Raw genomic sequence first — 17,011 nt, 5'->3', positions numbered from 1 at the left:
CCTATTTGCAGCAAGGTGATTTCCAATGACGGAACAAGTATCCACAAGCAGGTGCGATTCACCGCTACTTCAGGCCTTCGTCGACAACCGACTGATTCTGGTCAAGATTGCCGCCCGTATTACCGGCTGCCGATCCCGCGCCGAAGACGTGGTGCAGGATGCGTTCTTCCGGTTGCAATCAGCGCCGCAGATCACCTCGTCCATCAAGGCGCAGCTCAGTTACCTGTTCCAGATCGTGCGCAACCTGGCGATCGATCACTACCGCAAGCAGGCGCTGGAGCAGAAGTATTCGGGCCCGGAAGAAGAAGGCCTGAACGTGGTGATCCAGGGCGCTTCGCCGGAAACCTCGCATATGAATTTCTCGACCCTGGAAAACATTGCCGATGCACTGACAGAGCTGCCCAGCCGCACCCGTTACGCCTTCGAGATGTACCGCCTGCACGGCGTGCCGCAAAAAGACATCGCCAAGGAACTTGGCGTCTCGCCCACCTTGGTGAACTTCATGATTCGTGATGCGCTGGTGCATTGCCGCAAAGTGTCGGGCAATCGTGCGGATAGCTTCGCTCGTCGTTAAGACGGCGTCTTGTCGATAAAAAAGATCGCAGCCTTCGGCAGCTCCTACATTGACCGTGTTTGCCGCGATATTTGCGGATGAACACGCACCCGTAGGAGCTGCCGAAGGCTGCGATCTTTTTTTCAGGCCAACGAACACCGATCAAAAAAACGCTCACGCCCCAGCATCATCAACGCCGCGCGCTTATGCGGGAAGTCGAACTCTTTTTCGCAGTGAAAACACTGATTGTGCAGATGCCCGATCATCTTCGCATTGTCGGCGCGAGGTTCGGCGACCACCCGTTGAGTGCGCGGATCATCGAGGAACAGGTAATGCACCAGCGCCGATAACCAGCTCGCCACCTTGTGCGGGCCACGGTGATCTTCCTCACCCACCAGCATGTGAATGCCACGGTCGTAATCGGCGGCGTCATAGAACGGCGCAATGCGATCTTCCTTGGCCCAGTAGGCTTCAAAGTAGGCAAACGGCTGATCATCGAAGCAACCGATCAGCGTCAAGGTGTGCGGGTCGGCTTCAAGCTTGCTCAGGTATTCCCGATGCTGCTCGAGGCTACCCTCCTCCTGCCAGAAACTCGCGACCCGTGGACTGTTCTGCCAGCGGTTGAAACGCGCTAGGTCATGCTCGATTTCTACCGTACGCAGTGAGACCCACGCACCGAGCCGCGCATCGAAGCGCCGATAGACCTCACCACGGGGTTTCACCGCTCGCAGGGGATGGCGCTTGCCGCCACTGACGACCATCTGCTGTGGATAACTGCCGGTCAACGACTCGCCCAGCCAAGGCTGAGGCAATTGCCAGAACAGCGTGCGTTCACAGCGATACTGACCGTTGACGTCGGTGGCGGTCAGCAACCCACTGAGCAAGGCTTCGGTAGGCGCTTCATCGAGGTGCCAGGTCAGACGCTGACACTCTGCATCACGGGCAAACAGCCAATAACAGGCCGCCCAAAATGCTTGACCGTCAGGACGGCCGAAACGCTCCTCCAACCGCAGATTCAGCTCGGGCTCGCGGGTCAGCCGCAGTTCGATCAGCGGCTGCCCTTCCAGGCTGAGGCTCAGGCGACTTGCGGTTTCATCGGCTACAAGACGGTTGCCTGACGGCAAGGCCAGGGCGGTCAGGTCATTCAGATTGGACATGGATCGGGCTCACGGTAATCGTCGACAGTTAACTGAGGTGACGTGAGCCGGGCATGGAAATTTAACGAAAAACACCGCGAACCTTAATCAGCATTCGCGGTGGCATGCACAGCCTGGATCAGTTCCAGGCCATTGACGTTACGCAGGTGCTAGATCGACCTGACCCAGATTTCGCGGAAGGCATAGTCATTGCCGTTTCCGGTGGCGACATGGTTAACGATCTGCAACTCCATCTGTGATGCACTCGCGGTAAACGTGCCTTTGAGCGGCACCCAGGCCATTGATGGAATTTCCGTCGCGGGGGCAATGACTTGCGCTCCGCTGTTGAGTGACAGCACTGGAACTGAATATTTGTCATTCCACCTGCGCACGGTCAGCCCGAACTCATAGGATCGACCCACTTCCAGCCCCTGAAAGGTCTTTTTCAGCACTATCCCAGCAGAGTTGTTGGTGTAGGTGTTGTCGAATAATACGTAGATATTCCCGTCTCTCGTGATGGTGAGATCCCGTGGATCAGCCGCAGCCTCCCCCCTCATCCAGCCATTCCAGTTATTGGTACCGTCTTTTTCCGAGAAGGTCGTTGTATTGTCAAAAGGCGCCTGAACCTCAAGACACAATGTCGGGAACAGCACCGGACTAGCACAACTGCCTCCATCCAGTGCCGCCTGAAAAACAAACGCGAGATGGCTCCCGTCTTTCAGATTTTGCAAAGACGCCCAGGCAATATTGCGACGCCAGCCCTCTTGGAACTCTTGTTGCGTGACGGGCTCGGCGTCGGCCACTCGCAGCATCACTGGCGAGCCGTCGGCTTGTTGACCGCAGACATGCAGCGTTGTCTTTTGATTGACCACCATGAACGGCCAACGCGCCACCTCGACCGTGACACCGGCCGAATCATCAGGTTTTTTCAGAGTGAGTACATGGTTGACGGCTTGTGGCACTACAGGAGAGGGTACACAGGAGAGAGAAACCGACGAAGGGTTTGTCATGACAGAAATCCTTTCTGAATGAGCGCCAACCCCTCCATGGGGTCGGACACAGGAAAGGAGCTAAGACCACGTTAAGCAAAGCGTCTACTGTCAATTCGAACATTCGAACAGCAGAACACAAATACTGGATGAATGGTCGTCCGCCCCCCCCTGCCCCCCGGAAACTCTATCTGTCAGTGCTTGCCCACCGGCACCAGGGCAATTTTGTAGGGATCGAAAATCTTCAGCATCTGGCCGTTGTTTCGCAGGCCTTGCAGCAATTTGCCGAAGGCTTCGCCCGTAATCGGCGCCTCTGGACGAATCAGCGCGTAATGGTGATAGACCTGATCGATGCGTTGCGACACCAGCAACTGCTCGCCAACTTTTGCGTTGCGCAGCAGGTAATCGCTCAGATAGGAGCGTGTCACCAGGGCAATGTCCGCTCGCCCGCGCAGCACCATCAGCAGGTTGCTGTCGTGGGAATAGGTCAGCGTGGCGTTGTAGGTGTCGGCCAAAAATTTGGGATCGGCATTGAAATTGGCAAACTCGTAGTGATAGCCGCTGTACAGCGCCAGGCGCTTGCCCGTCAGGTCCTTGAAGTAACTCTCATCGCGACCGGGTTGCTTCTGCGCGACAAAGATTTCTGCATCTTCCAGGTCCATGTCAACGAGGGTATGCGGGATGTCCTTCCAGCCCCAGTCCGGGTTCTCGAAAATCGCCATATCGACCCGGCCTTCCTTGAAGTCATTGAAACGCCGGGGAATCGAGGTGGGCACCAGCACAAACTGATAATCGGTTTGCAGCTGATTCAACGCTTCCACCAGTTGCGGCAGCAGACCGGTGTCGGCACCGGACTCCGGGCGCACGGTATAGGGGGGAAAATGGGCGGCCCCGACCCGCACCTGTTGCGCGGCCTGAGATGGCAACACCCAGCACACTACAAGCGCCGCCAGCAAAAGCCGCGACGCAATTCGAATTGGCGAAGACATCAAAACAGCACACTCCCCAAAAAAATTTTCATCAATGCATACAAACTAGGCGGTTTCGTCAACTTAGCCAGTTTCTTGCCGAGATAGACGGCTCTTACCGTTCTTCAAGCACCAAAATCAGCGCTTCATCGGCCAATTGATCGAGGTTCATACTGCCATCGGCGCGAAACCAGGTGGTGGTCCAGGAGAGCGCGCCCGTCAGGAAGCGGCGGGTGATGAACACGTCGCCACGGATAAAACCGGCGTCCTTGGCTTCTCCCAGCACCTGCAACCAGATGGCTTCATAAATATCGCGCAGCGCCAGAACCTGCGCCTGGCCTTCCTCAGACAGCGAACGCCACTCATACACCAGCACCGCCATGGCCTCGCCACTGCCGCCCATGATCGACTGCAATTCGCAGCGAATCAGCGCCAGCACCCGCTCGCGCACGCTGCCGGCCTCGGCCAGCGCTGCGCGCATCAACGCGGTGTTGTAGCGAATGGTCTCCTCCATCACTGCTCGCAGGATCTCGTCCTTGCTTTTGAAGTGATGAAAAATGCTGCCTGACTGAATGCCCACCGCACCGGCCAGATCGCGCACGGTGGTGCGTTCATAACCTTTGTTGCGAAACAGGTGAGCGGCCACCTGCAGCAGTTTGCCGCGGGCGCTGTCGGGATCGGTCAATTGGCCGCTGTCGACCAATTCGCGCATCACCCTCAGGGCTTTTTGCTCGTCCACCCGTTCTCTCCTACAGTCGATCAATCAAATGCGCCGCTGCCCGTTAAAACAGCAGGGTTGCGCGGGCAATTTAAGCTGGCGGGGGCGACCAAGCAAGCGCTCGGGAAGAAGATAATCAAGGCGTTTACAAACCAAGCGCTTGCTTGGTAGTCTCGAAGCACTTCTGTCGCAGGTGGCTATGGAGTTGACTGTGCCTAAAACAATTCGCATCGGTTGTGCCAGTGCATTCTGGGGCGACACCTCGACCGCCGCCGCGCAACTGGTGGAGGGCGGGCGACTGGACTATTTGGTGTTCGATTATCTGGCCGAAATAACAATGTCGATCATGGCCGGGGCGCGGATGAAAGATCCCGCCACCGGCTACGCCAGCGACTTCATCGAAGTCCTCAGCCCCCTCCTCGAGCAGCTCGCGAAACAACAGATCCGGGTGATCAGCAACGCCGGCGGGGTTAATCCACAGGCCTGCGCCGCTGCCCTGCAAGCCGCCTGCGACAAGGCCGGGGTGGCGCTGAAAATCGCCGTGCTGTCGGGTGACGACCTGCAACCGCAGTTCAAACACCTGAGCAACCTGGGTATCCATGAGATGTTCAGTGGCGCGCCCCTGCCGCCGATGTGCGTGTCGACCAATGCCTACCTCGGCGCACCGGGTATCGTCGAAGCCCTGCGCCTGGGCGCCGACATTGTGATTACCGGGCGCGTGGTCGACAGCGCCGTGGTCAGCGCCGCGCTGGTGCATGAGTTCGGCTGGTCGTGGCACGACTACGACAAACTCGCCCAAGCCGCATTGGCCGGGCATCTGATCGAATGCGGCGCCCAGTGCACCGGAGGCAATTTCACCGATTGGCATGACGTGCCCGATTACGAACACATCGGCTTTCCGATCGTCGAAGTCGGTGCCGACAGCCAGTTCATCGTCAGCAAATCCGACGGCTCCGGCGGCCTGGTCACACCGCTGACGGTTGGCGAGCAGATGCTCTATGAGATCGGCGACCCACAGGCCTATTTGCTGCCCGATGTAGTGTGCGATTTCAGCCAGGTCAAACTCGTGCAACAAGGCAAAAACGCGGTTCAGGTGCATGGCGCGAAAGGCTTGCCGCCGACCGCTCAGTACAAGGTCAGCGCAACGTACCCGGACGGTTTCCGCTGCACCGCCAGTTGCCTGATCGCCGGGATCGATGCCGTGGCCAAGGCCCGACGGGTCAGCCAGGCGATCATCAACAAGACCTCGGAAATGTTTAGCCAGCGCGGCTGGGCGCCCTACAGCGAAGTGAACATCGAACTGCTGGGCAGCGAAGCCACTTACGGCCCCCACGGCCAGCGCCAGGACAGCCGCGAAGTGGTGATCAAACTCGCCGTGCGCCATCCGGGCAAACAGGCCTTGATTCTGTTCTCCCGGGAAATCGCTCAGGCTGCCACCGCCATGACGCCTGGGCTGACGGGAATCGTCGGCGGGCGGCCGACGGTGTATCCGTTAATCCGGCTGTTTTCGTTCCTGATCGACAAAACCGCCTGCACCTTGGAGATCGACCTTGCCGGCGAGCGCCATCCGTGTGCCCTGCCCGCCCTCGATGCGCTCGACCCAGCTGACTTGCCGCTGCCGTTCGACCCACCCAAAACCACAGAGCGTGCCGACGCCAGCGTGGCCTTGATCAAACTCGCCGTGGCGCGCTCCGGCGATAAGGGTAACCACAGCAACATCGGCGTCATGGCCCGCCACCCCGACTACCTGCCGTGGATCGCCGAAGCACTGACACCCGAGGTGATGGTCGACTGGATGAGCCATGTCCTCGACCCGATCCACGGACGCGTCGAACGCTGGTATTTACCCGGCACTCAGAGCTTTAATTTTCTTCTGGAAAACGCACTCGGCGGCGGTGGCGTGGCCAGCCTGCGGATCGATCCGCAGGGCAAGGCGTTCGCCCAACAACTGTTGGAAATCCAGATTCCGGTGCCCCAGCGCATCGCCGATCAGTTCAACTAGAGGACTGTCGCCATGGCTTACGACTCGATTTTCAAACCCGACCTGTTCGCCGGCCAAACCATCATTGTCACCGGTGGCGGCAGCGGCATCGGTCGTTGCACCGCCCATGAGCTCGCGGCCCTCGGCGCGCAGGTGCTGCTGGTGGGGCGCAATGCCGACAAATTGAAAAAGGTCAGCGCCGAAATCACCGAAGACGGCGGTAAAGCCAGTTGGCAGGTCTGCGATATCCGCAACGAAGACGCCGTCACGCAACTGGTCAGCGAGCTGATCCGCGAACACGGGCCGATTCATGGGTTGGTCAACAATGCCGGCGGGCAGTACCCGTCGCCGCTGGCGTCGATCAATCAGAAAGGTTTCGAAACCATCCTGCGCACCAACCTGGTGGGTGGTTTTCTGATGGCCCGGGAGGTGTTCAATCAGTCCATGAGCAAGCACGGCGGCGCCATCGTCAACATGCTCGCCGACATGTGGGGCGGCATGCCCGGCATGGGCCATTCGGGCGCGGCGCGCTCGGGCATGGACAACTTTACCAAGACCGCCGCGTTCGAATGGGGCTACGCCGGCGTGCGGGTCAACGCCGTCGCGCCGGGCTGGGTCGCGTCCAGCGGCATGGACACCTACGAAGGCGCGTTCCGCGCGGTGATTCCGACGCTGTGCGAACACGTGCCGCTCAAGCGCATCGGCACCGAATCGGAAATCAGCGCGGCGATTGTGTTCCTGCTCAGCCCGGCAGCGGCGTTTGTCAGCGGCAGCACGTTGCGCATCGACGGTGCCGCCAGCCTCGGCGGGCGAGCCTGGCCAATGCACAAGGCGCAGAACAGTCACTCGTACAACGGTTTTCACCGCGCCTATTTACCTGAAGTACTCAGGCCGGACGCCTCCAAACCAGACGAACCGAAGGACAAGGAATAACCATGCCGGTCATCCAGTCCCAGATAGACCCGTTCAGCGAACCGTTCGCCCGCAACCGTGCGGCCATGCTGGCCGGCATTGAGCAGGTCCGCCAGCTCGAACAGAACCTGTTGAGTAAAGCCGCTGAAGCCAAACCGCGGTTCGACAAGCGCGGGCAATTGCTGCCCCGGGAGCGGCTGAACCTGCTGCTTGATCCCGGCGCGCCGTTCCTCGAACTGGCGAGCCTGGCCGGCTACAAGCTGCACGACGACAAGGACGGCAGCGCGGCCGGCGGCGGTTTGATCGCCGGGATCGGTTACGTATCCGGCGTGCGGGTGCTGGTGGTGGCGAACAACAGCGCGATCAAGGGCGGCACCATTTCCCCCAGCGGCCTGAAAAAGTCCCTGCGCCTGCAACAGATCGCCATGGAAAACAAACTGCCGGTGATCACCCTCGCCGAGAGCGGTGGCGCCAACCTCAATTATGCGGCGGAGATTTTCGTCGAAGGCGCGCGCAGCTTTGCCAATCAGGCGCGGATGTCAGCGATGGGCTTGCCGCAGATCACCGTGGTCCACGGCTCGGCCACGGCGGGCGGTGCTTACCAGCCAGGGTTGTCGGATTACGTGGTGGTGGTGCGCGGCAAGGCCAAGCTGTTTCTCGCCGGGCCGCCGTTGCTCAAAGCCGCCACCGGTGAAGTCGCCACCGACGAAGAACTGGGCGGCGCCGAGATGCACGCGCAAACCGCCGGCACCGCCGAATACCTGGCCGAGAACGATGCCGATGGCGTGCGCCAGGTGCGCGAGATTGTCAGTCTGTTGCCGTGGAACGATCAGTTGCCGTGGTTACCGGAACGTCGGTGGGAAGAGCCGCTCTACCCCATCGACGAACTGCTGGGGCTGATTCCGGATGACCCGAAAAAACCTTACGACGTGCGTGAAATCATCGCGCGGATTGCCGACGCGTCGAACTTCCTTGAATTCAAAAGCGAGTTCGATCAGCAGACGGTGTGCGGGCATTTGCAGATCCAGGGTCGAGCCTGCGGTTTCATCGGCAACAACGGCCCGATCACGCCCAAAGGCGCGAGCAAGGCCGCTCAATTCATTCAACTCTGCGACCAGAGCCAGACGCCGCTGCTGTTTTTCCACAACACCACCGGCTTCATGGTCGGCACCGAATCGGAACAGCAAGGCGTGATCAAGCACGGCGCGAAAATGATTCAAGCGGTGGCCAATGCCCGGGTGCCTAAACTGACAATCGTCGTCGGCGGTTCCTACGGTGCCGGCAATTACGCGATGTGCGGCCGCGGTCTCGACCCACGCTTCATCTTCGCCTGGCCCAACAGCCGCACCGCGGTGATGGGCGGCGCCCAGGCCGGCAAAGTGCTGCGGATCGTCACCGAAGCCAAACAGCTCAAGGACGGGTTGGTACCCGACCCGAAAATGCTCGACATGCTGGAACAGGTCACCGCACAGAAACTCGACAGCCAGTCCACCGCGCTGTATGGCAGCGCCAACCTGTGGGACGACGGGCTGATCGATCCACGGGATACCCGCACGTTGCTTGGATACTTGCTGGACATCTGCCATGAGGCCGAGGTTCGGGCGCTGCAACCCAACAGCTTTGGTGTAGCCCGCTTCTAAGGGCGATCAGGAGAACAATAAAAATGATCTTCACCCAGGAACACGAAGCACTGCGCCGCACCGTCCGCCAATTCGTCGATCATGAAATCAATCCCCACGTCGAGGAATGGGAAAAGGCCGGGCGCTTTCCGATCCATGAGATCTTCCGCAAGGCTGGCGACCTCGGTCTGTTGGGAATCTCCAAACCGGAAAAATTCGGCGGCATGGGCCTCGATTACAGTTACTCGATTGTGGCGGCCGAAGAGTTCGGCAGCATTCATTGCGGCGGCATTCCGATGTCCATCGGCGTGCAGACCGACATGTGCACCCCGGCCCTGGCGCGTTTCGGCTCCGATGAACTGCGCGAAGAATTCCTGCGGCCGGCGATCACCGGCGAGCAGGTCGGCTGCATCGGTGTTTCCGAAGTCGGCGCGGGCTCAGACGTCGCCGGGCTGAAAACCACGGCCCGCAAGGACGGCGACGACTACGTGATCAACGGCAGCAAGATGTGGATCACCAACTCGCCGAGCGCCGATTTCATTTGCCTGCTGGCCAACACCTCGGACGACAAACCGCACATCAACAAGTCGCTGATCATGGTGCCGATGAACAGCCCCGGGATCAGCCTCAGCTCGCACCTGGACAAGCTCGGCATGCGCAGCTCGGAAACTGCCCAGGTGTTTTTCGATAACGTGCGCGTGCCGCAACGCAACCGCATCGGCCACGAAGGCGCGGGGTTCATGATGCAGATGCTGCAATTCCAGGAAGAACGGCTGTTCGGCGCGGCGAACATGATCAAAGGCCTGGAGTACTGCGTCGACAGCACCATCGAGTACTGCAAGGAGCGCAAAACCTTCGGCAACGCGCTGATCGACAACCAGGTCATCCACTTTCGCCTGGCCGAATTGCAAACCGAAATCGAATGCCTGCGGGCGCTGGTCTACCAGGCCACCGAGCAATACATCAAAGGCCAGGACGTCACCCGTCTGGCCTCCATGGCCAAACTCAAGGCCGGGCGACTCGGTCGGGAGGTCAGCGACAGTTGCCTGCAATATTGGGGCGGCATGGGCTTCATGTGGGACAACCCGGTGGCCCGGGCTTACCGCGATGTGCGGCTGGTATCGATCGGCGGCGGTGCCGACGAAATCATGCTGGGGATCATCTGCAAACTCATGGGCATCCTGCCGGGGAAAAACAAATGAGCACCCTCCCCACCTGTCAAACCCTGCTGCTCGGCCTGCATGACAGCGTGCTGCACATCACCCTCAATCGTCCCGAAAGCCGTAATGCCATGAGCTTGCAGATGGTTGCCGAACTGCGTGCGGTGCTGGCGGCGGTACGCGATGACCGGCAGATTCGCGCGTTGGTGATCGGCGGTGCCGGCGGGCATTTTTGTGCCGGTGCCGACATCAAGGACATGGCCAACGCCCGCGCTCAAGGCCAGCCCGCCTACCGCGATCTGAACCGTGCGTTCGGTGCGCTACTGCAAGAGGTGCAACACGCGCCGCAAGTGGTGATTACGGTGCTGCAAGGTGCGGTGCTTGGCGGCGGCTTCGGCCTGGCTTGTGTCAGTGACATCGCGATGGCCGATCATCAGGCGCAGTTCGGCCTGCCGGAAACCAGCCTCGGCCTGTTGCCGGCGCAGATCGCGCCGTACGTGGTGCAGCGCATCGGCCTGACCCAGGCCCGCCGACTGGCCCTGACCGCCGCACGCTTCGATGGCACCCAGGCGCGGCGCATGGGGCTGGTGCATTTTGTCGAGCATGACCCACAAGCCTTGGCCGAACGCCTCGATGAGGTGCTGGCCCATGTGTTGTGTTGTGCGCCGGGGGCGAATGCGGCGACCAAAAAACTGTTGCTGGCGAGTGCCGGACACCCCTCGGATGATCTGCTGGATCAGGCAGCCGAGTGGTTCAGCGAAGCAGTGACCGGGGCTGAAGGGGTCGAGGGGACGATGGCTTTTGTGCAGAAGCGTAAACCAGGGTGGGCCGTTTAAAGAGCTTCGCGGGCAAGCGCGCGATGAGCCTTTACATTCACCGCAAAAACCAAGGAAATACCTCATGCCGGCCCTCAAGAAAATCCTGATCGCCAACCGCGGTGAAATCGCCTGCCGCGTCCAACGCACCGCGCAAAACCTGGGCTACCGCACCGTCACCGTATTCAGCGACGCCGACGCCAATGCGCTGCATGTGCAGACGGCCGACGAAGCCGTGAACATCGGCCCGGCCCCGGTGCAGCAGTCTTATCTGAACATCCCGGCCATCATCGATGCCGCCCGGCGCACCGGTGCCGATGCAATCCATCCCGGTTACGGCTTCCTCTCGGAAAACTCAGGCTTCGCCCTCGCTTGCCAACAGGCCGGCATCATCTTCATCGGTCCCAGCCCCGAAGCCATAGAGCTGATGGGCAGTAAACGGCTGTCGAAACTCGCCATGATCAACGCCGGCGTGCCTTGCATCAAAGGCTATCAGGGCAGCGAACAGGACGACGCCAGCCTGCGTCGCGAAGCCGAACGCATTGGCTACCCGCTGATGATCAAGGCCAGTGCCGGCGGTGGCGGTCGCGGCATGCGCCTGGTGCACAGCGCCGCCGAATTGCTGGAACAGCTCCGCACCGCACGCTCCGAAGCCCTGCACGGGTTTGGCAGTGACGAATTGATCCTCGAACAAGCCTTGATCGATCCGCGTCATGTCGAAGTTCAGGTGTTCGGCGACCAGCACGGCAACCTGATCTACCTCGGCGAGCGCGACTGTTCGATCCAGCGTCGCCACCAGAAAATCATCGAAGAAGCGCCCTGCCCGGTGATGACCGCCGAGTTGCGCCAGGCCATGGGCGAGGCGGCGCTCAAGGCGGGTCGCGCGGTGAATTACGTGGGGGCTGGCACCGTGGAATTCCTGCTGGATGCTCACGGCCGGTTTTACTTCCTGGAGATGAACACCCGGTTGCAAGTGGAACACCCGGTGACTGAACTGATCACCGGCCTCGATCTGGTGGCCTGGCAATTACACATCGCCGAAGGGCAACCGCTGCCGCTACGACAGGAACAAGTGCAGCTCAACGGGCATGCCATGGAGGTGCGCCTGTATGCCGAAGATCCGGCCCAGGGATTTCTGCCGCAAACCGGGCGAATTGTGGCTTGGGAGCCAGCGATCCAGGGCAGTGTACGGATCGACCATGGCCTGATCGAAGGCCAGTCTGTCAGCCCGTTCTATGACCCGCTGCTGGGCAAGCTCATCGCCCACGGTGCCACCCGTGAAGAAGCCCGGCGCAGGTTGCTGCGGGCGGTACAGGACAGTGTGCTGCTGGGCGTGCAGAGCAATCAGCGCTTGCTCGCCAATCTGCTGGAACACCCCCAGTTCATCAGTGGCGAGTTCAGCACCGGGTTCATCCCCACGAACTTCGCCGACCATCCCTGCCTGCACCCTCATGCGCCGAGCGCCGACGAGCTGGCCATCGCCGCGGTGCTTTTTTATCAAGCATCAGCGCAGGCTCACCCCGCCCCGCTGGCCGGTTGGCGCAACAACGCCAGCGTGCCTCTGCACTATCGGATCGGCCTGGAGGATCAGGCCTGGCCGGTCGAACTGCACGCTGAACCTGGCGAAACCTACCGCGTGCAGGTCGGCGCCCGAACCCTCGAACTGAAGGTCATCCAGTGCGACGGACGCTGGGCCACCCTGCAAATCGACGGCATCCGCCAACGCCATGCCTACCGCCTCGAAGCCGGGCAACTCTGGTTGTTCACGCGCCCCGGCAGCCTGCTGCTGGCCGACCGGACCCGGGCGCTGGTCAGCGGCCAGGCCAGTGTCAGCTCCGGCACGCTCAAGGCGCCGATGGACGGGGCGATCGTCGACGTATTGGTCAGTGAGGGCAGCCCGGTCAGCAAAGGGCAGCTGCTGGTGGTGCTTGAAGCGATGAAAATGGAGCATCCGCTCAAATCGGGTATCGACGGCGTGCTCAAGCGCTTGCAGGTCAGGGTCGGTGACCAGGTAAAAAATCGTCAGATTTTGTTGGAGGTCGAATAAGCCGCTAGGCGGATCCGCCGGGTTTGGCTACGCTCAAGCCCTATCAGGATGCGGATACCAGGAAACCTGCAATGCCTCACTGGCTGGTCATTGATCTGGAAGCCACCACCGATGAGGGCGGCTGGCCAGTAACAGAAATGGAAATCATCGAAATCGGTGCCACCCTCGTGGACCGTAAAGGCCGGGAACTGGATCACTTCCAGTGCTTCGTGCGCCCGTTGCGTCGGCCCCTGTTGACCCCGTTTTGCCGAGAACTGACCCACATCACCCAGGCCAATGTCGATGCTGCCCAGCCTCTGAGCGACGTCTGGGTTTCGTTCGAACACTGGCTCGACCAACATCTCTCGAATCTGGAAGGCTGGGCCAGTTGGGGTGATTACGACCGCAAACAGCTGCTTCAGGAATGGCAGCGGCTGCAACTCGACAGCGCCCTGAACCGGGTGCCGCACATGAATCTCAAGCAACGTTTCGCCAAGGCCTGTCGACTGGAGCGCCCGCTGGGGCTTAATGGCGCCCTGCAACTGGCGGGCCTGCAGTTCAACGGTCAGCAGCATCGGGCGCTGGAGGATGCGCGCAATACCGCGCGCCTGTTACCGCTGATTTTCCCGGCTAATCCTTGAGTGCAAGTGGTGACGCCTATCGACACCTTGTGCATACTGGCCGGCCCTTTTTAGCCCTTTTCGAGGAATCGCCCATGTTTAAAGTCAACGAGTACTTCGACGGCACCGTCAAGTCGATCGCCTTTGGCACCGCTGAAGGTCCGGCAACCATCGGCGTCATGGCACCGGGCGAATACGAATTCGGCACCAGCCAGCGTGAAATCATGCACGTAGTGTCCGGCGCCCTGACCGTCAAACTGCCTGACAGCAGCGACTGGCAAACCTTCGCCGCCGGCAGCCAGTTCAACGTGCCCGCCAACAGCAAGTTCCAGCTGAAAGTGGCCGTCGACACCGCTTACCTGTGCGAATATCGCGGCTAACCCCCTAGGGTTTCACAGCGAAAAAAAATGCCCGTGTCCAAGGACACGGGCATTTTTTATTGAGGGCTGCTATTCGAGGATCGTCACTGGCATACCGACTTCGAGCCGGCCATTACCGTCATTGACCAGGTTCTGCCCGAACATCGCGCCGTCCTCTTGAGCCCGATATTGCTGCAAGGTCGCCAGAGGTTCGCGGTCGTCGCTGCGTTCACCGGTCTGCGGGTCGATGGTGGTCAGAATACAACGTGAGCAGGACTTGACCACGCGGAACTCGACATCGCCAATGCGGATGCGCTTCCAGCCATCTTCGGCGAACGCCTCGCTGCCCTCGATCACCAGATTGGGCCGAAAGCGCAGCATCTCCAGCGGTCGCCCGACCCGTTGCGACAAGTCTTCCAGCGACGCCTGGCCAATCAGCAACAACGGGAAACCGTCGGCAAAAGCCACCTGATCGTCGTCCTTGCCGTAGCCGGCCTGGGTGGTCCGCGCACGATCGAGCGGCACATGCACCAGACGCGTCGGCTTGCCGATGAATTCACTGACCCAGGCAGCCGCAGCAATGCCGGCATCGGGCACGCGCAAGGTGTCGCGCCAGATGGTCACGCCACGCAACTCTGCATCGCTGGCGGGCAAGGCGATATCGATCGGTGAATAGCCTTGGGCACTGAGAGTCAAGCCACCGCTTGCGTTCCACAACGCCGACAGCTGACTCATTTTCGCCACCGCGCGCTGGGTCAGAAAACGCCCGCTGGCCTCGTCCACCAGCATCCAGCGTCGATCGCCGTCCAGCCCCAGTTTGTCCAGGCTGACCTGATTCAAGGTCTCGCCCTTGCCGGATTTCAACGGAAAACGATAAAGCGCGCTCAGATGCATGGCCACAGCTCCCTGGTGGGCAAAAACGCCACCCTATACGAGCTTGATCGCCGAATCAAAGACCCTGTGGCGAGGGGGCTTGCCCCCGTTGGGCTGCGCAGTAGCCCCAAACCCTGCCACCGCGCTTTTCCAGATCGTTATCAGGCCGGCACTTCGTCGAGCATCAGGCGCTGACGCACCACGTCGACGAGTTTGTCGGGCTGGAATTTGGAGAGGAAGTTGTCGCAGCCGACCTTCTTGACCATCGAGTCATTGAAACTACCCGACAGCGAGGTGTGCAAGACCACATAAAGGCCGCGCAAACGGGGGTCGTTGCGGATCTCGGTGGTCAGGCGATAGCCGTCCATCTCCGGCATTTCCGCATCGGTGAAGATCATCAACAGTTTGTCAGTCATGTTCACACCGGTATCAGCCCAGGCCTTGAGCATGTTCAGCGCCTTCAAGCCATCACTGGCGATATGCATTTTCACGCCCAACTGACCCAAGGTGTCGCGCAATTGCGACAGAGCCACGTTCGAGTCATCCACCAGCAGCACTTCACGGCCACGGGCGCGCTCCAGAACCGGATCGTCGAGTTTGTCGCGAGAGACCTTGGCGTTGTACGGCACGATTTCGGCCAGGACTTTTTCGACGTCGATGATTTCCACCAGTTGATCGTCGACTTTGCTGATGGCGGTCAGGTAATGCTGGCGACCGGCGCTGGTCGGCGGCGGCAGGATGGCTTCCCAGTTCATGTTGACGATGCGGTCCACGCCACCGACCAGGAACGCCTGCACCGAGCGGTTGTACTCAGTGACGATGATCGTACTGGTGGGGCTTGGCACCAGCGGACGCATGCCGATGGCCTGGGACAGGTCGATCACCGGCAGCGTCTGGCCACGCAGGTTGACCACGCCACAAACAAAGGGGTGGCGCTGCGGCATCAGGGTCAGCTTCGGCAGCTGCAGCACTTCCTGGACCTTGAAGACGTTGATCGCGAACAATTGCCGTCCGGCCAGCCGGAACATGAGAATTTCCAGGCGATTCTCACCCACCAGTTGCGTGCGTTGGTCTACCGTGTCGAGAATGCCGGCCATTAATGACTCCTGGGCTTGTTCTGATGAATTCACTAAAGAGAGTTATCGGCAGTTTTTGCCGAATCTTGACCCCCGGACAAAATGCCATGCCCAAGCATTGATGTCACATTAACATCATGCTTTACTGACCCCTTGATTCCATCTGCTTCATCCCTTGCGGCGCGACCTCGGTTTGCACGTTAGGTTCCCCTGTGTAAGGGATTCCCCTAGGCACAATCAGGCCCAACCTGATGTTCGCAATATCCAATAGCCATTAATGTGACGCCATTCTCATTGCATGAACGGAGTCAGGCTTTTGTGTGCGATCGCAGGTCAGTGGCCATCCACCCTCTCGAGTTCCCCAGTCGGTGCCCAAGCCTGCCAGAGCGCGATCTCACCAAGGCATGGCAGCGCCGGGACACGTAAGGTTCTCGTCGACACACACGACATTCCCTCATCTGACATGACGTTGTGGAGATAAGCATGGCGAACAACCCTAAAGAGTGGGCCCAGCGAATTCCGGAGTTTCTCGTCGAGGCTGAAACACTCCTGGCCAAGTCCGAGGAGTGCCTGAGTCATTTGCAGTTGATCAGCAATGACAAGGACGCCATCGATTGCATGCTCAGTACCCTTCTCAAGCTGGCAAGCAAGGCCGATGCCTTGGCACTGGCAACGGTTTCGGAATTCTCGCTGCACATTCATGGATTGCTGAGCCACGCCCAGAATCACATGGACCTGCACGATCAGGCCCTGGATGCGCTCAAGGATTGCTTCACGTTAATGGCCTGGCAACTCGAACTCATCGACCAGACCACCGGCCAACTCGGCCTCGATGACAGTGAACAGACGTCCCTGATCGAAGCGTTTGCATTTCAAGTGGGACAAAGTCAGTTTCAGCCGCCCAGCCACTCCAAGCAGTTCAGGCTCGTTTCGTTCTCTGAACGACAGGCTTGAATTCATCAACCCCGTGTTGCACATTTTTTATTGTAATGATGTCGCCCTGTTACTTGAGTGTGCGCATACCGCAATTGAATACTTCATACCCGTCGATGGCAGCTCGAAACAAATAGATACCCCGGCCCCGACTTCAGATAGTGCCTGCCAATAAAAACTAAACGCCTGGCACACTCGATATTTTTCGAAGATAAAAATCAAAAAGTTTTTCCATTGTGGAACTATCGTCCAAAAACGTTATTTCCTGAAGGT

16 protein-coding genes are annotated in these 17,011 nt (G+C 59.8%); 10 read left to right on the top strand and 6 right to left on the bottom strand.

The window, feature by feature from the left end; translation table 11 throughout:
• Positions 1-25: 25 nt before the first annotated feature.
• Positions 26-574, top strand: a complete 549-nt coding sequence (locus tag ACEN9A_RS07970; RefSeq protein ID WP_258672916.1) for an RNA polymerase factor sigma-70 — start codon at positions 26-28, stop codon at positions 572-574.
• A 122-nt stretch (positions 575-696) separates the two neighbouring features.
• Here the strand turns inward: ACEN9A_RS07970 and ACEN9A_RS07965 are convergent, their stop codons facing one another.
• From ACEN9A_RS07965 to ACEN9A_RS07950, 4 genes are all read right to left on the bottom strand, one after another.
• Positions 697-1,710, bottom strand: coding sequence for a GNAT family N-acetyltransferase (locus tag ACEN9A_RS07965; RefSeq protein WP_258672915.1), 1,014 nt, complete (start codon positions 1,708-1,710; stop codon positions 697-699).
• 149 nt (positions 1,711-1,859) lie between these two features.
• Complete coding sequence (locus tag ACEN9A_RS07960; RefSeq protein WP_258672914.1) at positions 1,860-2,699, bottom strand: sugar-binding protein; 840 nt, start codon at positions 2,697-2,699, stop codon at positions 1,860-1,862.
• 173 nt (positions 2,700-2,872) lie between these two features.
• On the bottom strand, positions 2,873-3,667 hold the full coding sequence (locus ACEN9A_RS07955) for a substrate-binding periplasmic protein (RefSeq protein ID WP_258672912.1): 795 nt from the start codon (positions 3,665-3,667) through the stop codon (positions 2,873-2,875).
• A gap of 94 nt (positions 3,668-3,761) precedes the next feature.
• Positions 3,762-4,385 (bottom strand): TetR/AcrR family transcriptional regulator, encoded by a 624-nt coding sequence (locus ACEN9A_RS07950; RefSeq protein WP_138867054.1) that lies wholly within the window; start codon positions 4,383-4,385, stop codon positions 3,762-3,764.
• Positions 4,386-4,575: 190 nt separating this feature from the next.
• Between ACEN9A_RS07950 and ACEN9A_RS07945 the strand changes: the two genes are divergently transcribed.
• The 8 genes from ACEN9A_RS07945 to ppnP all read left to right on the top strand — a co-directional run bounded on the left by ACEN9A_RS07945 (position 4,576) and on the right by ppnP (position 13,877).
• Positions 4,576-6,366, top strand: coding sequence for an acyclic terpene utilization AtuA family protein (locus ACEN9A_RS07945; RefSeq protein ID WP_258672911.1), 1,791 nt, complete (start codon positions 4,576-4,578; stop codon positions 6,364-6,366).
• A 12-nt stretch (positions 6,367-6,378) separates the two neighbouring features.
• Positions 6,379-7,278 (top strand): SDR family oxidoreductase, encoded by a 900-nt coding sequence (locus ACEN9A_RS07940; RefSeq protein WP_138867052.1) that lies wholly within the window; start codon positions 6,379-6,381, stop codon positions 7,276-7,278.
• A gap of 2 nt (positions 7,279-7,280) precedes the next feature.
• Positions 7,281-8,897, top strand: coding sequence for a geranyl-CoA carboxylase subunit beta (gene atuC, locus ACEN9A_RS07935; RefSeq protein ID WP_258672910.1), 1,617 nt, complete (start codon positions 7,281-7,283; stop codon positions 8,895-8,897).
• Positions 8,898-8,920: 23 nt separating this feature from the next.
• A complete protein-coding gene (gene atuD, locus ACEN9A_RS07930) occupies positions 8,921-10,078 on the top strand; it encodes a citronellyl-CoA dehydrogenase (RefSeq protein WP_258672909.1) in 1,158 nt (385 codons plus the stop codon).
• Positions 10,075-10,872, top strand: a complete 798-nt coding sequence (locus tag ACEN9A_RS07925; RefSeq protein ID WP_258672908.1) for an enoyl-CoA hydratase/isomerase family protein — start codon at positions 10,075-10,077, stop codon at positions 10,870-10,872. Before atuD ends, ACEN9A_RS07925 begins: the two co-directional genes overlap by 4 nt.
• Before the next feature lie 64 nt (positions 10,873-10,936).
• The gene (locus tag ACEN9A_RS07920) at positions 10,937-12,898 is read left to right on the top strand and encodes an acetyl-CoA carboxylase biotin carboxylase subunit (protein WP_258672907.1); all 1,962 of its coding nucleotides are present in this window, start codon (positions 10,937-10,939) and stop codon (positions 12,896-12,898) included.
• A 71-nt stretch (positions 12,899-12,969) separates the two neighbouring features.
• Positions 12,970-13,518 carry a 3'-5' exonuclease gene (locus ACEN9A_RS07915; RefSeq protein WP_086944671.1) on the top strand — a complete coding sequence of 183 codons (549 nt, stop codon included), beginning with the start codon at positions 12,970-12,972 and terminating at the stop codon, positions 13,516-13,518.
• Positions 13,519-13,592: 74 nt separating this feature from the next.
• Entirely contained in the window at positions 13,593-13,877 is a 285-nt protein-coding gene (gene ppnP / locus ACEN9A_RS07910; protein WP_018929993.1) for a pyrimidine/purine nucleoside phosphorylase, read from the top strand.
• Positions 13,878-13,946: 69 nt separating this feature from the next.
• Here ppnP and ACEN9A_RS07905 read toward each other — a convergent pair whose 3' ends face one another.
• Positions 13,947-14,750: an MOSC domain-containing protein gene (locus ACEN9A_RS07905; protein WP_019650576.1), complete on the bottom strand. Its 804-nt coding sequence runs from the start codon at positions 14,748-14,750 to the stop codon at positions 13,947-13,949.
• Positions 14,751-14,890: 140 nt separating this feature from the next.
• Positions 14,891-15,826 (bottom strand): chemotaxis protein CheV, encoded by a 936-nt coding sequence (locus tag ACEN9A_RS07900; RefSeq protein ID WP_018929995.1) that lies wholly within the window; start codon positions 15,824-15,826, stop codon positions 14,891-14,893.
• A 462-nt stretch (positions 15,827-16,288) separates the two neighbouring features.
• Between ACEN9A_RS07900 and ACEN9A_RS07895 the strand changes: the two genes are divergently transcribed.
• Complete coding sequence (locus ACEN9A_RS07895) at positions 16,289-16,759, top strand: hypothetical protein (protein ID WP_019582507.1); 471 nt, start codon at positions 16,289-16,291, stop codon at positions 16,757-16,759.
• Positions 16,760-17,011: the final 252 nt, after the last annotated feature.

The sequence above is a fragment of the Pseudomonas sp. Pseusp18 genome, from assembly GCF_059506005.1.
The sequence above is the reverse complement of the archived record's forward strand: the minus strand, read 5'-3'. Positions and strand labels throughout refer to the sequence as shown.